This window comes from Neoroseomonas alkaliterrae (assembly GCF_014199195.1).
Taxonomy (GTDB): Bacteria; Pseudomonadota; Alphaproteobacteria; order Acetobacterales; family Acetobacteraceae; genus Neoroseomonas; species Neoroseomonas alkaliterrae.
This window is the reverse complement of the sequence record NZ_JACIJE010000006.1, coordinates 124048-140724: the sequence shown is the minus strand read 5'-3', so window position 1 is coordinate 140724 and position 16677 is coordinate 124048. Positions and strand designations below refer to the sequence as shown.

Below are 16677 nucleotides of genomic sequence, written 5' to 3'. Positions count from 1 at the left end.
GGGCGCAGGCCGCCGGGCGAACGCCTCGGGCTTCGGTCAGGTGCCGAACAGCGTCAGCGCCTCGATCAGGTTCAGCGTCGTCCAGACGGTGATGATGGCGAGCGCCAGCCAGATCATGACCATGCCGACCACCGCGCCGGTGCTCCCGGCGATGCGCCGCACCACGAGGCCCCCGGCCACCAGGGCCAGCACCACCGCCGGCAGCCGCCAGGAAACCTCGGCCAGGGCGTCGATCATGCCGCACCGCCGCACGGGAGCGCGGCCTGACCGCGCGCGGCGGCGGGCGCGCGCCCGGCCGTGCCGGGAGGTTGCCCGGCGAGGCGGCGGCGAGGGGCGCGGACTCGGCTCATGCGGGCAGGCTACTGCGCCCGGGCGGCCTGTCCCAGCCCCCGCGGCCGCGCCGCCCTTGATTCCCCCGCCCCGCGGGTCCAAGGATCACCGGCCATGATCCTGCTGATCGACAACTACGACAGTTTCACCTTCAACCTCTTCCATTTCCTCGGCGATCTCGGGGCGCGGGTGGAGGTGCGGCGGAACGACGCCATCGACCCGCAGGGCGTGCTCGCCATGAAGCCCGAGGCGGTCGTGCTCTCCCCCGGCCCCTGCACGCCGAACGAGGCCGGCATCTGCCTGCCGCTGATCGGCCTCGCCGCCGAGGCGCGGCTGCCGGTGCTCGGCGTCTGCCTCGGCCACCAGGCGATCGGCCAGGCCTTCGGCGGGCAGGTGGTGCGCGCGCCCGAGCCCGTGCACGGCAAGGTCTGGCAGGTCCACCACGACGGCACGGATATCTTCGCCGGCATCCCCTCCCCCTTCGCCGCGACGCGCTACCATTCGCTGATCGTGGACCGCGCGAGCCTGCCCGAGTGCCTCGAGGTGACGGCCTGGACCGAGGACGGGCTCATCATGGGGCTGAAGCACCGGGCGCTGCCGATCTCCGGCGTGCAGTTCCACCCCGAGAGCATCGCCTCGGCCCATGGCCACGACATCCTGCGCAACTTCCTGACACTGGCCGGCGCGACCCTGGCGGCCCCGGCCGCGGCCTGAGGCAATGTCGCTCAAGCCGATCCTGGCGCGCCTCGCCGCCGCCGAGCGCCTGTCCGAGCCCGAGGCGGAGGAAGCCTTCGGCATCATCATGGGCGGGGAGGCGACACCGGCGCAGATCGCCGGCCTGCTGATGGCCATGCGCGTGCGCGGGGAGACGGTGGCCGAGATGACCGGCGCCGTGCGCGCCATGCGCGCGCGCATGGTGGCGGTGGAGGCGCCACCCGATGCCATGGACATCGTCGGCACCGGCGGCGATGCGGCGGGAACGCTGAACATCTCGACCGCCGCGGCGATGGTGGTGGCCGGCTGCGGCGTGCCCGTGGCCAAGCACGGCAACCGCGCCTTGTCGTCTCGCTCGGGGGCGGCGGATGCGCTCTCGGCCCTCGGCATCTCGCTCGACGTGCCATTCGAGCGCCTGCCCGCCGTGCTGCGCGAGGCGGGAATGGTGTTCCTGATGGCCCCGCGGCACCACGCCTCCATGCGGCACGCCGCGGGCCCGCGGGTGGAACTGGGCACGCGGACCATCTTCAACCTGCTCGGGCCGCTGGCCAATCCGGCGCGGGTGAAGCGCCAGATGACCGGCGCCTTCGCCCCCGAATGGCTGCGCCCGATGGCCGAGGCGCTGGCGCGGCTGGGCAGCGAGCGCGCCTGGCTGGTGCATGGCCAGGGCCTCGACGAGCTGACGCTCGCGGGCGAGAGCCAGGTGGTCTCGCTCGAGGCCGACGGCAGCATCCGCGAATTCACCGTGACACCCGAGGATGCCGGCCTGCCCCGCGCGCCGACCGAGGCGCTGCGCGGCGGGGACCCGGCCGCCAATGCCGCAGCGCTCGAGGCGCTGCTGCAGGGGGCGGCCGGGCCCTATCGCGACGTGGTGCTGCTCAATGCCGCCGCGGCGCTGATCGTCGCCGGCCGCGCCGCGACGCTGCGCGAGGGCGCGGCGCTGGCCGCCCGCGCGCTGGACGAGGGCGCCGCCCATGGGGTACTCGCCCGCCTCCGCGCCGCCTGCCCTCCCAAGGACGCTGCCGCATGAACGCGCCCCACATCGCCACCGCCAAGGCCGCCGCCGTCGAGGTGCCCGACGTGCTGGTCCGCATCATCGCCGACAAGGAGAAGGAGGTCGCGGAGCGCATGGCCGCGACGCCGCAGGCGGAGATCGAGCGCGCGGCGGCCAATGCGCCGCCGGTGCGCGACTTCGTCGGCGCGCTCTGCGCCCGCATCGGCGAGGGCCGCACCGGGCTGATCGCGGAGATCAAGCGCGCCTCGCCCTCGGGCGGGTTGATCCGCGACCCCTTCGACCCGCCGGCGCTCGCGAAGGCCTACGAGGCGGGCGGGGCGGCCTGCCTGTCCATCCTGACCGACGGGCCGTATTTCCAGGGCGCGCGGGAGCATCTGGAGGCCGGCCGGGCCGCCTGCTCCCTGCCCGTGCTGCGCAAGGACTTCATGATCCATCCCTGGCAGGTCTTCGAGGCCCGCGCCATGGGTGCGGACTGCATCCTGCTGATCATGGCCTGCCTGAGCGACGCGACGGCGGCGGAGCTGCTCGAGATCGCCCATGCGCTCGACATGGCGGTGCTGGCCGAGGTGCATGACCGGCGCGAGCTCGACCGCGCGCTCGGGCTGAACACGCGGCTGATCGGGATCAACAACCGCGACCTGCGCACGCTGCAGACCGACATCGCGACCACCGAGCAGCTCGCGCCCCTGGTCCCGGCCGACCGCCTGCCGGTGGCCGAGAGCGGCATCCGCACGCCCGCCGATGTGCGGCGCATGGCCATGGCCGGGGCGCATTGCATCCTGGTCGGCGAGCACCTGATGCGCCAGGCCGACGTGACGGCGGCGGCGCGCGAACTGGTCGAAGCGCGCTGATGGCGCTGACGCATTTCGACGCCGCCGGCCGCGCGGCCATGGTGGATGTCTCGGCCAAGGCGGAGACGGCGCGCAGCGCGACCGCGCGCGGACGGATCGTGATGCAGCCGGCCACCCTCGCGCTGATCCGCGAGGGGCGCGCGGGCAAGGGCGACGTGCTGGGTGTGGCGCGCATCGCGGGCATCATGGCGGCGAAGCGGACCGCGGAGCTGATCCCGCTCTGCCATCCGCTGATGATCAGCAAGGTCGCGGTGGAGCTGGAACCCGAGGGCGAGGACGCGGTGGCGATCGAGGCCACGGTGACGCTCACCGGCCGCACAGGCGTCGATATGGAGGCCCTGACCGCCGTGACCGTCGCGGCCCTGACCGTCTATGACATGGTCAAGGCGGTGGACCGCTCGATGCGGATCGAGGATGTGCGCCTCGTGCACAAGGCAGGCGGCAAGTCGGGCGAGTTCCGTGGCGAGTGACCTGCTTCCGGTGGAGGAGGCGCGCGCGCGCATCCTCGCCGCGCTGAGCCCGACCGCGGCCGAGACGGTAGCGCTGCCGGATGGCGCGGGCCGCGTGCTGGCGCGGCCCGTGGTCGCGCGGCTGACCCAGCCGCCGGCCGATGTCTCGGCCATGGACGGCTATGCGGTGCGCGCGGCCGATGCGGCGGAAGGCGCGGTGCTCGCGGTGATCGGCTCGGCCCCCGCCGGCCGGCCCTTCGCCGGCCGCGTCGGGCAGGGCGAGGCCGTGCGCATCTTCACCGGCGGCTTCGTGCCCGATGGCGCGGACGCGATCCTGCTGCAGGAGGACGCGGTGGCGGAAGGCGATGCCGTGCGGGTGCGGGAGGCGGTCACCCCCGGCCGCTGGATCCGCCGGCGCGGGCTCGATTTCGCCGAGGGCAGCGAGGTGCTACCGGCGGGACGGAAGCTGACCGCGCGCGACATCGGCCTTGCCGCCGCCTCGAACAACCCCTGGCTCGCGGTGCATCGGCGCCCGCGCATCGGCATCCTCGCCACCGGCGACGAGATCGCGCTGCCCGGCGACCCGATCCCGCCGGGCGGTATCGTCTCCTCCAACGCGCATGCGCTGGCCGCGCTGGTGAAGGCGGCGGGCGGCGATGCGGTGGTGCTGCCGATCGCGCCCGACGACACCGCCGCGATCGCCGGCGTCGCCGCGACCGCGCATGCCTTCGACCTGCTGGTGACGACCGGCGGGGCGAGCGTGGGCGAGCATGACCTGATCCAGTCGGCCCTGGGCGGGGAGGGCTTCGAGCTCGGCTTCTGGAAGATCGCGATGCGGCCGGGCAAGCCGCTGATCTGGGGCCGGCTCGGGCGCACGCCTGTGCTCGGCCTGCCGGGCAATCCGGTCAGCGCCATGGTGTGCGGGGTGGTGTTCCTGATGCCCGCGATCGCGCGCCTGTCCGGCCTGCCCGGGGACCCGCCGCCGACGCGCCGCGTGCTGACCGCCGTGCCGCTGCCCGAGAACGACCGGCGCGCGGACCATCTGCGGTCGGTGCTGTCGGTGGATGAGGCGGGGCGGCTGGTGGTCACGCCGGCGCGGGTGCAGGATTCCTCGATGCTCGCCACGCTCGCGCGTGCCGATGCGCTGGTGCTGCGCGCGCCCTTCGCGCCCGCCCTGCCGGCCGGGGCGGAGGTGGAGGCGATCCTGCTGGCGGAACTGGGCATCTGAAGCCGCGGCCGCCCCGGGCGGCGCCCGTTCTCAGGTTCCGGTGTCCAGAGGCCTTTCGGCCTCCGCCGGGTCTTCAGGGAGGGCGGCGCCCTCCCCGCCGCTCGCGCGGTCCCGCCACGGCGGCGCCACGTCCGGCCGGCCGCGGCGCATGCGGCCGCGCGAGAGTTCGGTCACCACGCCGTGCAGCGTGCGTAGTTCCTGCTCGGTCACCTCGCCGCGCTGGAACCAGTGGCGCATGTTGCGGACCATGCCCGGGCGCTTCTGCGCGTGGTCGAGGAAGCCGCAGGCGTCGAGTTCCGCGACGAGGCGCTCGAGGAAGGATTCCAGCTCGCCCTTGGTCGCGACGCGCGTCTCGTTCGTCATCAGCACGCGCGGTGGCGTCGTCTCGGCCGCCATCCACCATTCATAGGCGAGGATCATCACCGCCTGGGCGAGGTTGAGCGACATGTGCTCGGGGTTGAGCGGGTAGCGCACCAGCGTGTCGGCGCAGGCCATGTCGTCGTTCTCGAGGCCCGCGCGCTCGGGGCCGAAGAGCACGGCGCTGCGCAGGCCGCGCGCGGCGATCGCGCGCAGATCCTCGGCCGCCGCGCGGGCAGTGCGGACGGGAATGACGACGTGGCGCGGGCGGGGACAGGTGGCGAGCACGCGATGGCAGTCCGCCACCGCCGCCGGCACGCTCTCGAACACCTGCGCGGCGTCGAGGATGGCATCCGCCCCCGAGGCCGCGGGGTAGGCATCGGGCTGCGGCCAGCCGTCGCGCGGGGCGACGAGGCGCAGGTGCCACAGCCCGCCATTGGCCATGGCGCGCGCCGTCGCGCCGATGTTGCGCGCCATCTGCGGGCGGACGAGGACGATGACGGGCGTCTCGCCCGCGGGCGGCGTGAGGTTCGCCCGCCCGTCCTTCCGCCCGCCGGTCATCGCGGCTGGGTTCGCGCCAGGAAGGCGCGGAGCTGGGCGATCTCGGCCTCCTGGGCGCGGATGATGGATTCGGCGAGCGCGCGGATCTCGGGGTCCGAGCCGTGGCGGAGGACGACGCGCGCCATGTCGATGGCGCCCTGGTGGTGCGGGATCATGCCGGCGGCGAAGTCGCGGTCGGCATTGCCGGTGAAGCGGATGTTCATGTCGCGGTGCATCCGCTCGTTGGCGGCGCGGAACTCGCGGGTGGAGGCCGGCTCCTGCGCGGCCGGCGCGGCGCCATGGCCGCCGTGATGCGGGCGCTGCGCGGCGGCGGGCAGGGCGATCAGGGCGGCGGCGAGGGCGAGGGCAAGGCGGGTCATGTCGGTCTCTCCCGTGCGGATGGCTGGTCCGGATGGGATGCGGCTTCCCGTCATGGCAAGGTCAAGCGCGGCGCCAGCTGGTGCCGGCGGGGCCGTCCTCGAGGATGATGCCCTTCGCCTTGAGGTCGTCGCGGATGCGGTCGGCCTCGGCCCAGTTCTTCGCGCGGCGGGCGGCGAGGCGGGCGGTGATGGCGGATTCCACCTCCTCCCTGGTCGGCCCGGCCACGGCAGAGGCCATGAGCGTGTCGCCCGACGCCGTCGCTTTGCCTGCGCCCGCAAGGCCCTGCGCCCAGGCTTCCGGTGCGAAGCGCGTGATGCCGAGGATCTGTGCGGCCTCCCTGAATGCCGCGGCCGCCGTGCCGGGCGCGGGCTCCCGCGTGAGCCCGATCCGTTCCAGCACCACCGTCGCGGAACCGCCGACGGTCAGCGCATTCTCGAGCGTGCGGAGATCGCGCAGGCGCGCGAGCGCGAGCGGCGTGTTCAGGTCGTCGTGCAGAGGCTCGAGCACCCATTCAGCCATGCGTCGCGCAAGGCCCTCGTCATGCGCCGCAGGCGCGCGCCGCAGCATGGCGTAGTGCCCGTCGAGCTCCGCCTTCGCCTCCCGCAGCCCCTCCATCGTGAAATCGAGCGCCGCGCGGTAATGCGTGCGCAGCAGCAGCAGCCGGAACGCCTCCCCCGCCCAGGGGCCTTCGGCGAGGATGTCGCGCACGGTCATGAAGTTGCCGAGCGACTTCGACATCTTCTCCCCGTTCACGAGCAGCATGCCGTTGTGCATCCAGTACCGCGCGAAGCCGCGGCCGGGGAAGGCGCAGACGGATTGCGCGACCTCGTTCTCGTGGTGCGGGAAGATCAGGTCGTGGCCGCCGCCATGGATGTCGAAGGCCTCGCCGAGATGCTTCCACGACATGGCGGAGCATTCGATGTGCCAGCCTGGCCGGCCGCGCCCCCAGGGGCTCTCCCACCCGGGGGTGTTCTCGTCGGAGGGCTTCCACAGCACGAAGTCGCCGGCGTCGCGCTTGTAGGGCGCGACATCCACCCGCGCGCCGGCCAGCAGCTCGTCCGGCGATCGGCCCGAGAGTTTCCCGTAGTCGCGGAACGACGGCACGCTGAACAGCACATGCCCCTCGGCGACATAGGCATGGCCGTTGGCGATCAGGCGCTCGATCAGCGCGATCATCTCGGCGATGTGCTGCGTCGCGCGCGGCTCCACGGTCGGCTCGAGCGCGCCGAGGGCGGCCATGTCGGCGTGGAAATCGGCCGTGGTGCGGGCGGTGATGGCCTCGATCGGCTCGCCGGTCTCGCGCGAGCGCGCGTTGATCTTGTCGTCCACGTCCGTGATGTTCCGGACGTAGGTCACCTTTGGATAAAGCCGCCGCAGCAGGCGGAACAGCACGTCGAAAACCACCACGGGGCGGGCATTGCCCAGATGCGCGAGGTCATAGACGGTCGGCCCGCAGACATACATCCGCACATGGCCGGGGTCGATCGGCTCGAAGCGGCGCTTCCTGCGCGCGGCGCTGTCGTGGATGAAGAGGTCTGTCATGGCGGTCCGGCGGCGAAGGGAGAGGTGCAGGCGCGCGGGGAAGGACCTTCCCCTCGGGGACGGTTCAGCGACAGAGCGCGGATGCGCGGAGCCTGGACACGGACATGCCTATCCTTGTGCGCCGATCCCGCCCGGGATTCAAGCGCCGGCCGCAAGGCGCAGGCGGGCGGCCGCCCTCTCCCGCCCGATCAGGGGCAGCAGCGTGCCGAGGTCCGGCCCCTGCTCCTCCCCCGTCAGCGCGAGGCGCAGCGGCAGGAACAACGCCTTGCCCTTGCGTCCCGTCGCCGCCTTCAGCGCGCCGGTCCAGGCGGACCAGGTGGTGCCGTCCCAGGGCTCGGGCGGCAGGGCGGCGAGGGCGGCGGCGAGGAAGTCGTGCTCGCCCTCCTGCACCGGCGGGACGATGCTGCCGCGCAGGATGTCGAACCAGGGGCGCGCCTCGCGCAGCAGGTCGAGATTGCCGCGCACGGCGAGCCAGAAGGCCTCGTCCGCGCCCTCGGGCAGGCGGTCGCGCACCGCGGCGAAGGGGGCCTCGTGCAGCACGCGGCGGTTCAGCGCGAGCAGGTGGCGCGTGTCGAAGCGCGCGGTCGCGTGCGAGACGCGGCCGAGATCGTAGCCGGGCGCGAGGTCGCGCGGCATGCCCGCCACCGGGTCGGCCGAGGTGCCGAGCGCGGCAAGATAGCCCGCGAGCGCCGCCGGCTCGATCCCGTCCTTGCGCAGGTGGCGCAGCGAGATCGAGCCGAGGCGCTTGGACAGCGCGCCGCCCTCCTCGTCGGTCAGCAGCGGCAGGTGGGCGAAGGCGAGGCGCGCGGCGTCGCCGCCCAGCGCCTCGAAGATGTCGAGCTGGATGCCGGTGTTGGTGACGTGGTCCTCGCCGCGGATGACGTGCGTGACCGCCATCTCGAGGTCGTCCACGACCGAGGTGAAGGTGTAGAGCGGCGACCCGTCCGCGCGGATCAGCACGGGGTCGGAGATGGCGGAGAGCTTCACGCGGCGCTCGCCGAGCACGAGGTCGGTCCAGGCGACGCTGCGCGGCGAGAGGCGGAAGCGCCAATAGGGCTGCTTGCCGTTCTCGATGGCGCGCGCGATCTGCTCGGGCGTCATCTTCAGCGCCTCGCGGTCGTAGATCGGCGGGCGGCCCTCGCGGCGGCGGCGCTCGCGCTTGAAGGCGAGCTCCTCCTCGGTCTCGAAGCAGGGATAAAGGCGGCCGTCCTGCTTCAGCCGCTCGGCGGCGGCGGCGTAGCGGTCGAGGCGGGCGGACTGCGCGATGCGCTCATCCCAGTCGAGGCCGAGCCAATGCAGGTCCTCCTCGATCGCCGCGGCGAATTCGGGCCGGGACCGCTCGCGGTCGGTGTCGTCCAGGCGCAGCACGAAGGTGCCGCCATGCCGGCGCGCATGCAGCCAGTTGGCGAGCGCGACGCGGGCATTGCCGACATGCAGCAGCCCGGTCGGCGAAGGGGCGAAGCGCAGTTTCATCGGTCGGGGTCGAGCGCCTGGTAGTCCGTGTCGGCCTTGCGCGTCGCAGGGTTGGCGATGCAGTGCTCGAGCCAGGGCTGCAGTTCGAGCCCCGGCGCGATGGCGTATTCGCCGAACATCAGGAAGGCCTGCCGCAGCGCGCGGGCATCGGGGTATGCGCCGCGCAGGTGCTCCACCTGGTCGCGCACGAAGCGGCGGGCGTATTCGGCGGCGGCCTCCGCGCTGCGGAAGCCCTCCACCGACCATTCCTCCTCGGGGTCCTGGTCGCTGGCGAAGTCGCCGCAGAGGACGGCATGGCTCATGCCTCGTCCTCCTCCTCGTCCCGCCGGGGGTCGAGGACGCGCCAGTTGCGCTCCTCGGCGTCGCGCACCGGGGTGTCGGCGAAGTCCTTGAGTTCGCTGCGACTCACCCAGGCGTCGTCGCCGGCGCCGAGCACCTCGGCATCCTCGCCGAAGGCGAACCAGGCGTCGAGCACGGCCTTGGCGTCCATCCCCGGCGCGCGGCAGCGCTCGACGGAATCGCGCACATAGCGGCGGGCGAAGGCGTTGGCGTGCTCGATGCTGATGAAGCCCGTGACGGTCTCGACCGGGTCGGAACCATTGGCGCCGGAGAGGTCCATGATCCGCACGGCGTAGTCGCCGCGGGGGAAGATCTCCGCCTCGAACTCGCCGCTCATGTCACCAGCGCCGTGAAGCCGTTGGTGATCGGGTAGCGCCGGTCGCGGCCGAAGGCGCGCGGCGTGATCTTCACCCCGGGCGGCGCTTGCCGGCGCTTGTATTCGGCGCGGTCGAGCAGCCGCCAGACGCGCAGCACGGTCGCGCGGTCATGGCCCTCGGCGACGAGCGCATCCACGGATTTCTCGCCTTCGACGAGGCCCTCCAGGATGGCGTCCAGCACCTCATAGGGCGGCAGGCTGTCCTGGTCCTTCTGGTTGGGGCGGAGTTCGGCGGAAGGCGGCTTGGTGATGACGCGCAGCGGCATCACCGCCCCGTCCGGCCCCTTCGCGCCCGCCGGGCGGTTCGCGTTGCGCCAGCGGCTCAGCGCGAAGACCATGGTCTTGTAGACGTCCTTCAGCACGGAATAGCCGCCCGCCATGTCGCCGTAGATGGTGGCGTAGCCGGTGGACATCTCGGACTTGTTGCCGGTGGTCAGCAGCATGTCGCCGAACTTGTTCGACAGCGCCATCAGCGTCAGGCCGCGGATGCGCGACTGGATGTTCTCCTCCGTGATGTCGGGCGGACGATTGCCGAAGACCGGCGCCAGCATGGCCGTGAAGGCCTCCATGGCCGGCCCGATGCCGATGACGTCGTAGCGGATGCCGAGAAGCCGCGCGCATTCTGCCGCATCCTCGAGGCTCTCCTGGCTGGTGTAGGGCGAGGGCATCATCACCGCGCGCACGCGGTCCGCGCCCAGGGCATCCACCGCCACGGCGGCCGAGAGCGCCGAATCGATCCCGCCCGAGAGGCCCAGCACCACGCCGGGGAAGCGGTTCTTGTCCACATAGTCGCGCAGGCCCAGCACCATCGCGGCATAGACCTGCCCGAGCGTCTCCGGCGGGCGGCTGATCGCGCCAGGGGTGCAGACGAGGCGCTCGCCCTCCCGCCGCCACTCGGTCAGGCGGACCTCCTCCTCGAAGCTCGGCAGCAGATGCGCGAGCGAGCGGTCGGGGTTCAGCACGAAGGAGGCGCCGTCGAAGACAATCTCGTCCTGCCCGCCGACCTGGCCGAGGAAGACGAAGGGCAGCCCCGTCTCCACCACCCGCGTGACCGCGAGCGGCAGGCGCTGGCGCTCGTGCTTGTCGGCCTCGAAGGGCGAGCCGTTGATCGAGAGCAGGATCTCCGCGCCCGTCTCGCACAGCGTCTCGGCCACCGCGGGCAGCCACCAGTCCTCGCAGACCATCAGCCCGAGGCGGAAGCCGCGAAAGGGCACCGGGCCGGGCGCGGGGCCGGGGTCGAAGACGCGCTTCTCGTCGAAGACGCCGTAGTTCGGCAGCTCGTGCTTGGCGCGCCGCGCGGCGATGCGGCCGCCTTCGAGCAGGAAGGCCGCGTTGTGCAGCTTCGCCCCGTCCTGCCACGGCCCGCCGACGATCAGCCCCGGCCCGCCATCGGCGGTCTCGGCGGCGAGGCCGGCGATGACCTCGGTGCAGGCCGCCACATAGGCGGGCTTGCGGACCAGATCCTCGGGCAGGTAGCCGCCGACCGAGAACTCCGGCGTGACCACGAGGTCGGCGCCGAGGCGCGCCCCTTCGGCGCGGGCGCGACGGATGCGCTCGGCATTGTCGCGCAGCGCGCCCACATGGGTGGTGTTGATCTGCGCGAGCGCGATCTTCAGCGTGTCGGCCATGATGACGGCACCATAGTGCAAGCCCTTCAGGAGCGTGAGAGGGGCCGCCGGAACGGAGCGCGCGCATCGCTGCAAAGGGCGGCACACCGCCCCCGGCCCGCCCCGGCCCGGCGCCTCACTGCCCCACGCCGTCCTTCCTCCGCGCCTCGCCGCGCCGCAGCAGGAACTCGCGCCCGACCTTCACGCGCGGCACGCCGTCATACTCCACGATGTCGGCGGTGGCGTAGGTCTCGGACCAGGCGTCGGGGATGAAGGATCCGGTGCCGACCACGTCGATCGGCGCGCGCGCCTCGGCCATCACGCGGCACTTGCCGACGCCGAAGCCGGAGGAGGCGACGATGCGCACCTTCGGGAAGCCGGCCTCGTCCAGCGCCTCGCGCATGCGCCAGATGGCCGCGGCCGAGACGCCTGTGCCGACCAGGTGGCGGAGTTCCGTCTCGCTGCGGTAGCGGCGGATCGCGCCCGGCGCGTGGCGTTCGAGCACGGCGTAGGATTCCGCCGGATCGAGCCCTTCGAGGAAGCGCCCGCCATGGGTATCGAGTCGCACCGCGAGCCGCCCCGCCGCCGCGAGGTCGGGGAAGCGGCGCGCCACTTCGAGGCCATCCGTCACCTCCCGGCCGAAATAGTCCACGAGCACGGTCAGCGGATCGTCCGGGTAGGTCTCGTGGAACATCTCGGCCGCGCGCACGGTCGAGCCGGCATAGCCGATCAGGGCGTGCGGCATGGTGCCGTAGCCGGATTTCTGGCCGAACCAGTGCGCCGTCGCGTCGTTGGCGTTGCCGATGAAGCCCCTCGCCCCCTCCTGCTGCGCCGCGCGGCTGCCGACGGAGGCGGCATAGGCCATCATCTCCTGCATCTCGGCGCCGGCGCAGTGGCGCGCCTCCATCGCCAGGAACGCGACCTGCGGCAGTTCCAGGCACATCTGGTAGGCGTTGTGGGCGGCGACACAGGCGGCCCCCAGCTTCTGCAGCAGCAGCGTCTCGAGGTCCGACAGCGCGACGAAGGAGCCGGTGATGTAGACGAGCGGGTCACCCGCGCCGACCCACTGGCCCTCCTGGTGCACGAGGTCGATCCGCACCTCCGTCCCGCGCGCGGCGGCGACGGCGCGCAGCCAGTCCAGCATCAGCCGCGGCGCCGAGACGACCGGGCGGCGGAGGAAGACCGCGTAGGTGACGCGCGCATCGCCGAAGCGCGCGACGATCCGCTTCGTGCGGTTGAAGTAGCTATCCGTGCGCGCGGCGATCGCCGCATCGTCGGTGTCGGACGGCGCGGGCCGGGCCGCGGCGCGGCCGGGCAGGCCGGTGGCCAGCGCCTCGCCGAGCGCGCCGGCGCCGAGGGCGGGCGGCTTGTTCACTGCGCCGCCTGGGCCGGGGCCGCCTGGACGGCGGCCTTGCGGGCCTTCAGCTCCTCCGCGATCAGGAAGGCGAGTTCGAGCGACTGCTCGGCGTTCAGCCGCGGGTCGCAGGAGGTCGCGTAATTCGCCGCGAGGTCGGCCTCCGAGAGGCGATGCGCGCCGCCGAGGCATTCCGTCACGTCGCTGCCGGTCATCTCGACATGCACGCCGCCGGCGATGGTTCCCTCGGCCTCGTGCGCGTCGAAGAAGCGGCGGACCTCGGCGAGGATGGCGTCGAAGGCGCGCGTCTTGTAGCCGGCGACAGTGGTGGTGTTGCCGTGCATCGGATCGCACAGCCAGACCACGTTGCGCCCGGCATCGCGCACGGCGCGCAGCAGGGGCGGCAGCTTCGCCTCCACCTTGTCCGCGCCCATGCGGGAGATGAGCGTCAGGCGCCCCTTCTCGTTGGCGGGGTTCAGGATCTCGGTCAGGCGCACGAGTTCCGCCGCGTCCATGCTGGGGCCGACCTTCATGCCGATCGGGTTCTTCACCCCGCGCAGGAACTCGACATGCGCGCCATCGGGCTGGCGCGTGCGGTCGCCGATCCAGAGGAAGTGGGCCGAGCAGGCGTAGGCGTCACCGGTGGTGGAATCGACGCGGGTCAGCGCCTGCTCGTAGGGCAGCAGCAGGCTCTCGTGGCTGGTGTAGAAGTCGGTCTCGCGCACCTGGGGCAGGTCGGACATGCCACACGCCTGCATGAAGCTCAGTGTCTGGTCGATGCGCGTGGCCAGGTCCTCGTAGCGCGAGGCGAGCGGGCTGCGCGCCACGAAGCCGAGGTTCCAGCGATGCACATGGTGCAGGTCGGCATAGCCGCCGGTGGCGAAGGCGCGCAGCAGGTTCATCGTGCCCGCCGACTGCATGTAGGCGAATTCCATGCGCGCCGGGTCGGGGATGCGCGCCTCGGCGGTGAAGTCCGGGCCGTTGATGATGTCCCCGCGATAGGAGGGCAGGGTCACGCCGTCCCGCGTCTCGGTGTCGCTCGAACGCGGCTTGGCGAACTGCCCGGCCATGCGGCCGAGCTTCACCACCGGCACCTGCCCGCCGAAGGTGAGCACCACGGCCATCTGCAGCAGCACGCGGAAGGTGTCGCGGATGATGTTGGCGGTGAAGTCGCCGAAGCTCTCCGCGCAGTCCCCGCCCTGCAGGACGAAGGCCTCGCCGTCCCCGGCGCGGGCGAGCGCGGCCTTGAGGCGCCGCGCCTCCCCGGCGAAGACCAGCGGGGGAAACCGCGCGATCTTCCCCTCCATGGCGGCCAGCGCCGCCTGGTCCGGGTAGTCCGGCACCTGCCGGATCGGCATCGCCCGCCAGGAATCCGGGCTCCAGCCACGCGCGCTCATCGTCTGGCTCTCTCCTGCATGCAAGTCCGCCACCTTAGCCCCGGCGGCGGGGCTGGGGGAAGCCGAGCGACCGTGCGAGGCTGCCCGGCGGGCCGTGCAGCCAGGGAGGACGCAGGTGGAACTTTCGCATGCCGTCGCGGCGATGATGCAGGGCGCGGTCCAGTCCGGCGAGGTGCCGGGCGTGGTGATCGCCGCCGCGGGGCGGGAGCAGGCGGGCTTCGTCCGGGGGTTCGGGGTGCGGCGCCTCGGCGCGCCGGAGCCGATGGAGCCGGACACGGTGGTCTGGATCGCCTCCATGACCAAGGCGGTGGTGGCGGTGGCAGCCATGCGGCTGGTCGAGGCCGGCCGCATCGCCCTCGACGCGCCCGCGGCCGCGCTGGTCCCGGAGATCGCGGAGGCGCAGGTGCTGGAGGGCTTCGACGCGCAAGGCCAGCCGCGGCTGCGGCCGCCGAGGCGGGCGATCACGCTGCGGCATCTGCTGACCCATACCTCCGGCTTCCCCTACGAGATGTGGAGCGCGGAGACGATCCGCGCGCGCAAGGCGCTCGGCCTGCCGCCCATGCCCTCGGGCCGGCTGGCGGCGCTGCGGCTGCCGCTGCTCTTCGACCCCGGCGAGGACTGGACCTACGGGATCGGCCTCGACTGGGCGGGGCGGGTGGTGGAGGCGGCGAGCGGCCAGCGCCTCGGCGCCCACCTGCAGGAGGCCATTCTCGGGCCGCTCGGCATGGCCGACACCGCCTTCCGCCTGCGCGAGGACATGCGCGCGCGCCTGGCACCCGTGCATGCCCGCGCGCCGGACGGCAGCCTCGCGCCGACCGCCATGGTCGTCGAGCAGGACCCGGAGTTCGAGAGCGGCGGCGGCGGGCTCTATTCCACGGCGCGCGACTACCTCGCCTTCGCGCGCATGATCCTCAACGGCGGGCGGCACGGGCGCGAGAGGCTGCTGCGCCCCGAGACTGTGGCCGAGATGGCGCGGGACCAGATCGCGCCGCTCGCCGTCAAGCCGATGCTGAGCGCCATGCCGGCGGCGACGAACGACGTGGATTTCTTCCCCGGCCTGCCCTGCGGCTGGGGGCTTTCCTTCCTCATCAACCGCGGCCAGAGCCCGCAAGGCCGGGCGGCGGGCGGCCTCGGCTGGGCGGGGCTCGCCAACACCTACTACTGGATCGACCACGGGCGCGGGACGGCGGGGGTGTTCCTCACGCAGATCCTGCCCTTCTTCGACGCGAAGGCAGTGGCGCTGTTCCGGGGGTTCGAGGCGCGGATGAACGGGGCCGGGCCGTAGGGCGAACGGCCTGCGCCTCGCCGCAGGCTCACGGCCGCCCGCGGCATCTCACTGTGCCGCCGCCGGCACGCCCGCGACGCGCGTGCGCGTGCGCAGCGTGACGAATTCCTCCGCGGCGGTCGGATGGATGCCGATGGTGCGGTCGAAATCCTGCTTGGTCGCGCCCATCACCACCGCGATGCCGATGCCCTGCATGATCTCGGCCGCGTCCTCGCCCAGCATGTGCGCGCCGAGAACCTTCTGCGTGCGCTGGCAGACCACGAGCTTCATCAGCGTCCGCCGGCCGGCGCGCTTCGTGATGGTATGCCGCATGGGCGTGAAATGCGTGACATAGACATCAACCGGCCCGCGCGCGGCGGCCTCGGCCTCGGTCAGCCCCACCGTGCCGATCGGCGGCGTCATGAAGACGGCCGTCGGGACGTTCTCGTAGGAGGCGCGGCGCGGCTTGTTCCCGAACAGCGTATCGGCCAGCGCATGGCCCACCGCCGTCGCCATGGGCGTGAGGTTCACGCGGTCCAGCACATCGCCGATCGCGTGGATGTGCGGCACCGAGGTGCGGTGCTCCTCATCCACCGTGATCGCGCCCGAGGGCGTGGTCGCGACGCCGGCGCGATCGAGCCCCAGCCCCGCCGTGTTCGGCGCGCGGCCGGTGCAGAAGAACACGGCGTCCACCTCCTTCACGGAGCCGTCGGAGAGCGCGACCATCAGATGGTCCTCGATGCGCGCGATGCGCGTCGGCGTCACATCCGGGTTCAGCGCGATGCCGCTCGCCGCCAGCGCCTCGGCGGCGGCGGCGCGGATGTCCTCGTCGAAGCCGCGCAGCGGCAGCGGCGCGCGGTAGAGCAGTTCCACCTGCGCGCCGAGGCCTCGCAGGATCGAGGCGAACTCCACCGCGATGTAGCCCGCGCCGATCACCGCCGCGCGCCTCGGCAGGGCCTTCAGCGTGAACAGGTCGTCCGAGACCAGGCCGAGTTCCGCGCCGGGAATCGGCAGGCGCGTCGGCGTGCCGCCGGTCGCGATGACGATGCGTTCGGCCGTGATGCGCCTGCCGCCGACATCGAGGGTGTGGGCATCGAGGAAGCGCGCCCGCGCGTCGAAGGTCGCGACGCCCGCGCCGGCGAGCAGTTTGGCGTAGATGCCGGACAGGCGCGCGACCTCGGCATCGCGGGCGGCGGCGAGCTTCGCCCAGTCATGGCCATGGGCGGCGATGTCCCAGCCGAAGGCCGAAGCGTCCTGCGCCCAGGCGCCGTATTCGGCGGCATTGACCATGATCTTCTTGGGCACGCAGCCGACATTGACGCAGGTGCCGCCCCAGAAGCGCTCCTCCGCCACGCCGACGCGCGCGCCATGGCCCGCGGCGATGCGCGCGCAGCGCACCCCGCCGGAGCCGCCGCCGATGACGAAGAGGTCGAAGTCGAAGGCCATGCGGAGCGCTCCGG

Annotated in this window: 17 protein-coding genes; 6 read left to right on the top strand and 11 right to left on the bottom strand. The window is 72.9% G+C overall.

What is annotated here, in order from left to right:
* Positions 1 to 36: 36 nt before the first annotated feature.
* Positions 37 to 237 carry a hypothetical protein gene (locus FHS88_RS11920; protein ID WP_184484878.1) on the bottom strand — a complete coding sequence of 67 codons (201 nt, stop codon included), beginning with the start codon at positions 235 to 237 and terminating at the stop codon, positions 37 to 39.
* Positions 238 to 444: 207 nt separating this feature from the next.
* Between FHS88_RS11920 and FHS88_RS11915 the strand changes: the two genes are divergently transcribed.
* Genes FHS88_RS11915 through FHS88_RS11895 form a run of 5 tightly spaced genes read left to right on the top strand, consistent with a single transcriptional unit; the run spans position 445 to position 4587 of the window.
* Positions 445 to 1044, top strand: coding sequence for an anthranilate synthase component II (locus FHS88_RS11915; protein ID WP_184484876.1), 600 nt, complete (start codon positions 445 to 447; stop codon positions 1042 to 1044).
* Positions 1045 to 1048: 4 nt separating this feature from the next.
* On the top strand, positions 1049 to 2074 hold the full coding sequence (trpD, locus tag FHS88_RS11910) for an anthranilate phosphoribosyltransferase (RefSeq protein ID WP_184484874.1): 1026 nt from the start codon (positions 1049 to 1051) through the stop codon (positions 2072 to 2074).
* Positions 2071 to 2910 carry an indole-3-glycerol phosphate synthase TrpC gene (gene trpC, locus FHS88_RS11905; protein ID WP_184484872.1) on the top strand — a complete coding sequence of 280 codons (840 nt, stop codon included), beginning with the start codon at positions 2071 to 2073 and terminating at the stop codon, positions 2908 to 2910. Before trpD ends, trpC begins: the two co-directional genes overlap by 4 nt.
* A complete protein-coding gene (gene moaC, locus FHS88_RS11900) occupies positions 2907 to 3380 on the top strand; it encodes a cyclic pyranopterin monophosphate synthase MoaC (RefSeq protein WP_184485186.1) in 474 nt (157 codons plus the stop codon). Before trpC ends, moaC begins: the two co-directional genes overlap by 4 nt.
* 1 nt (position 3381) lies before the next feature.
* Positions 3382 to 4587, top strand: coding sequence for a molybdopterin molybdotransferase MoeA (locus FHS88_RS11895; RefSeq protein ID WP_184485187.1), 1206 nt, complete (start codon positions 3382 to 3384; stop codon positions 4585 to 4587).
* Between the two features lie 30 nt (positions 4588 to 4617).
* On the opposite strand, the gene FHS88_RS11890 is transcribed toward FHS88_RS11895, so the two are convergent.
* From FHS88_RS11890 to FHS88_RS11850, 9 genes are all read right to left on the bottom strand, one after another.
* The gene (locus FHS88_RS11890; RefSeq protein WP_184484870.1) at positions 4618 to 5505 is read right to left on the bottom strand and encodes an RNA methyltransferase; all 888 of its coding nucleotides are present in this window, start codon (positions 5503 to 5505) and stop codon (positions 4618 to 4620) included.
* On the bottom strand, positions 5502 to 5864 hold the full coding sequence (gene copM, locus FHS88_RS11885) for a CopM family metallochaperone (protein WP_184484868.1): 363 nt from the start codon (positions 5862 to 5864) through the stop codon (positions 5502 to 5504). Before copM ends, FHS88_RS11890 begins: the two co-directional genes overlap by 4 nt.
* 61 nt (positions 5865 to 5925) lie before the next feature.
* On the bottom strand, positions 5926 to 7407 hold the full coding sequence (gene cysS / locus FHS88_RS11880) for a cysteine--tRNA ligase (protein WP_184484866.1): 1482 nt from the start codon (positions 7405 to 7407) through the stop codon (positions 5926 to 5928).
* A gap of 138 nt (positions 7408 to 7545) precedes the next feature.
* Positions 7546 to 8880: a glutamate--tRNA ligase gene (gene gltX / locus FHS88_RS11875; RefSeq protein ID WP_184484864.1), complete on the bottom strand. Its 1335-nt coding sequence runs from the start codon at positions 8878 to 8880 to the stop codon at positions 7546 to 7548.
* On the bottom strand, positions 8877 to 9182 hold the full coding sequence (locus FHS88_RS11870) for a hypothetical protein (RefSeq protein ID WP_184484861.1): 306 nt from the start codon (positions 9180 to 9182) through the stop codon (positions 8877 to 8879). The genes gltX and FHS88_RS11870 overlap by 4 nt, the downstream gene beginning before the upstream one ends.
* On the bottom strand, positions 9179 to 9556 hold the full coding sequence (locus FHS88_RS11865; protein ID WP_184484859.1) for a hypothetical protein: 378 nt from the start codon (positions 9554 to 9556) through the stop codon (positions 9179 to 9181). Before FHS88_RS11865 ends, FHS88_RS11870 begins: the two co-directional genes overlap by 4 nt.
* The gene (locus FHS88_RS11860; protein WP_184484857.1) at positions 9553 to 11223 is read right to left on the bottom strand and encodes an NAD+ synthase; all 1671 of its coding nucleotides are present in this window, start codon (positions 11221 to 11223) and stop codon (positions 9553 to 9555) included. The genes FHS88_RS11865 and FHS88_RS11860 overlap by 4 nt, the downstream gene beginning before the upstream one ends.
* 115 nt (positions 11224 to 11338) lie before the next feature.
* Positions 11339 to 12520 (bottom strand): beta/alpha barrel domain-containing protein, encoded by a 1182-nt coding sequence (locus FHS88_RS11855; protein WP_184485184.1) that lies wholly within the window; start codon positions 12518 to 12520, stop codon positions 11339 to 11341.
* A 53-nt stretch (positions 12521 to 12573) separates the two neighbouring features.
* Positions 12574 to 13953, bottom strand: coding sequence for a class II 3-deoxy-7-phosphoheptulonate synthase (locus FHS88_RS11850; protein ID WP_184484855.1), 1380 nt, complete (start codon positions 13951 to 13953; stop codon positions 12574 to 12576).
* Positions 13954 to 14068: 115 nt separating this feature from the next.
* Between FHS88_RS11850 and FHS88_RS11845 the strand changes: the two genes are divergently transcribed.
* A complete protein-coding gene (locus tag FHS88_RS11845) occupies positions 14069 to 15238 on the top strand; it encodes a serine hydrolase domain-containing protein (protein ID WP_338146539.1) in 1170 nt (389 codons plus the stop codon).
* 48 nt (positions 15239 to 15286) lie between these two features.
* Here the strand turns inward: FHS88_RS11845 and gorA are convergent, their stop codons facing one another.
* Positions 15287 to 16663: a glutathione-disulfide reductase gene (gene gorA / locus FHS88_RS11840; protein ID WP_184484853.1), complete on the bottom strand. Its 1377-nt coding sequence runs from the start codon at positions 16661 to 16663 to the stop codon at positions 15287 to 15289.
* Positions 16664 to 16677 lie beyond the last annotated feature (14 nt).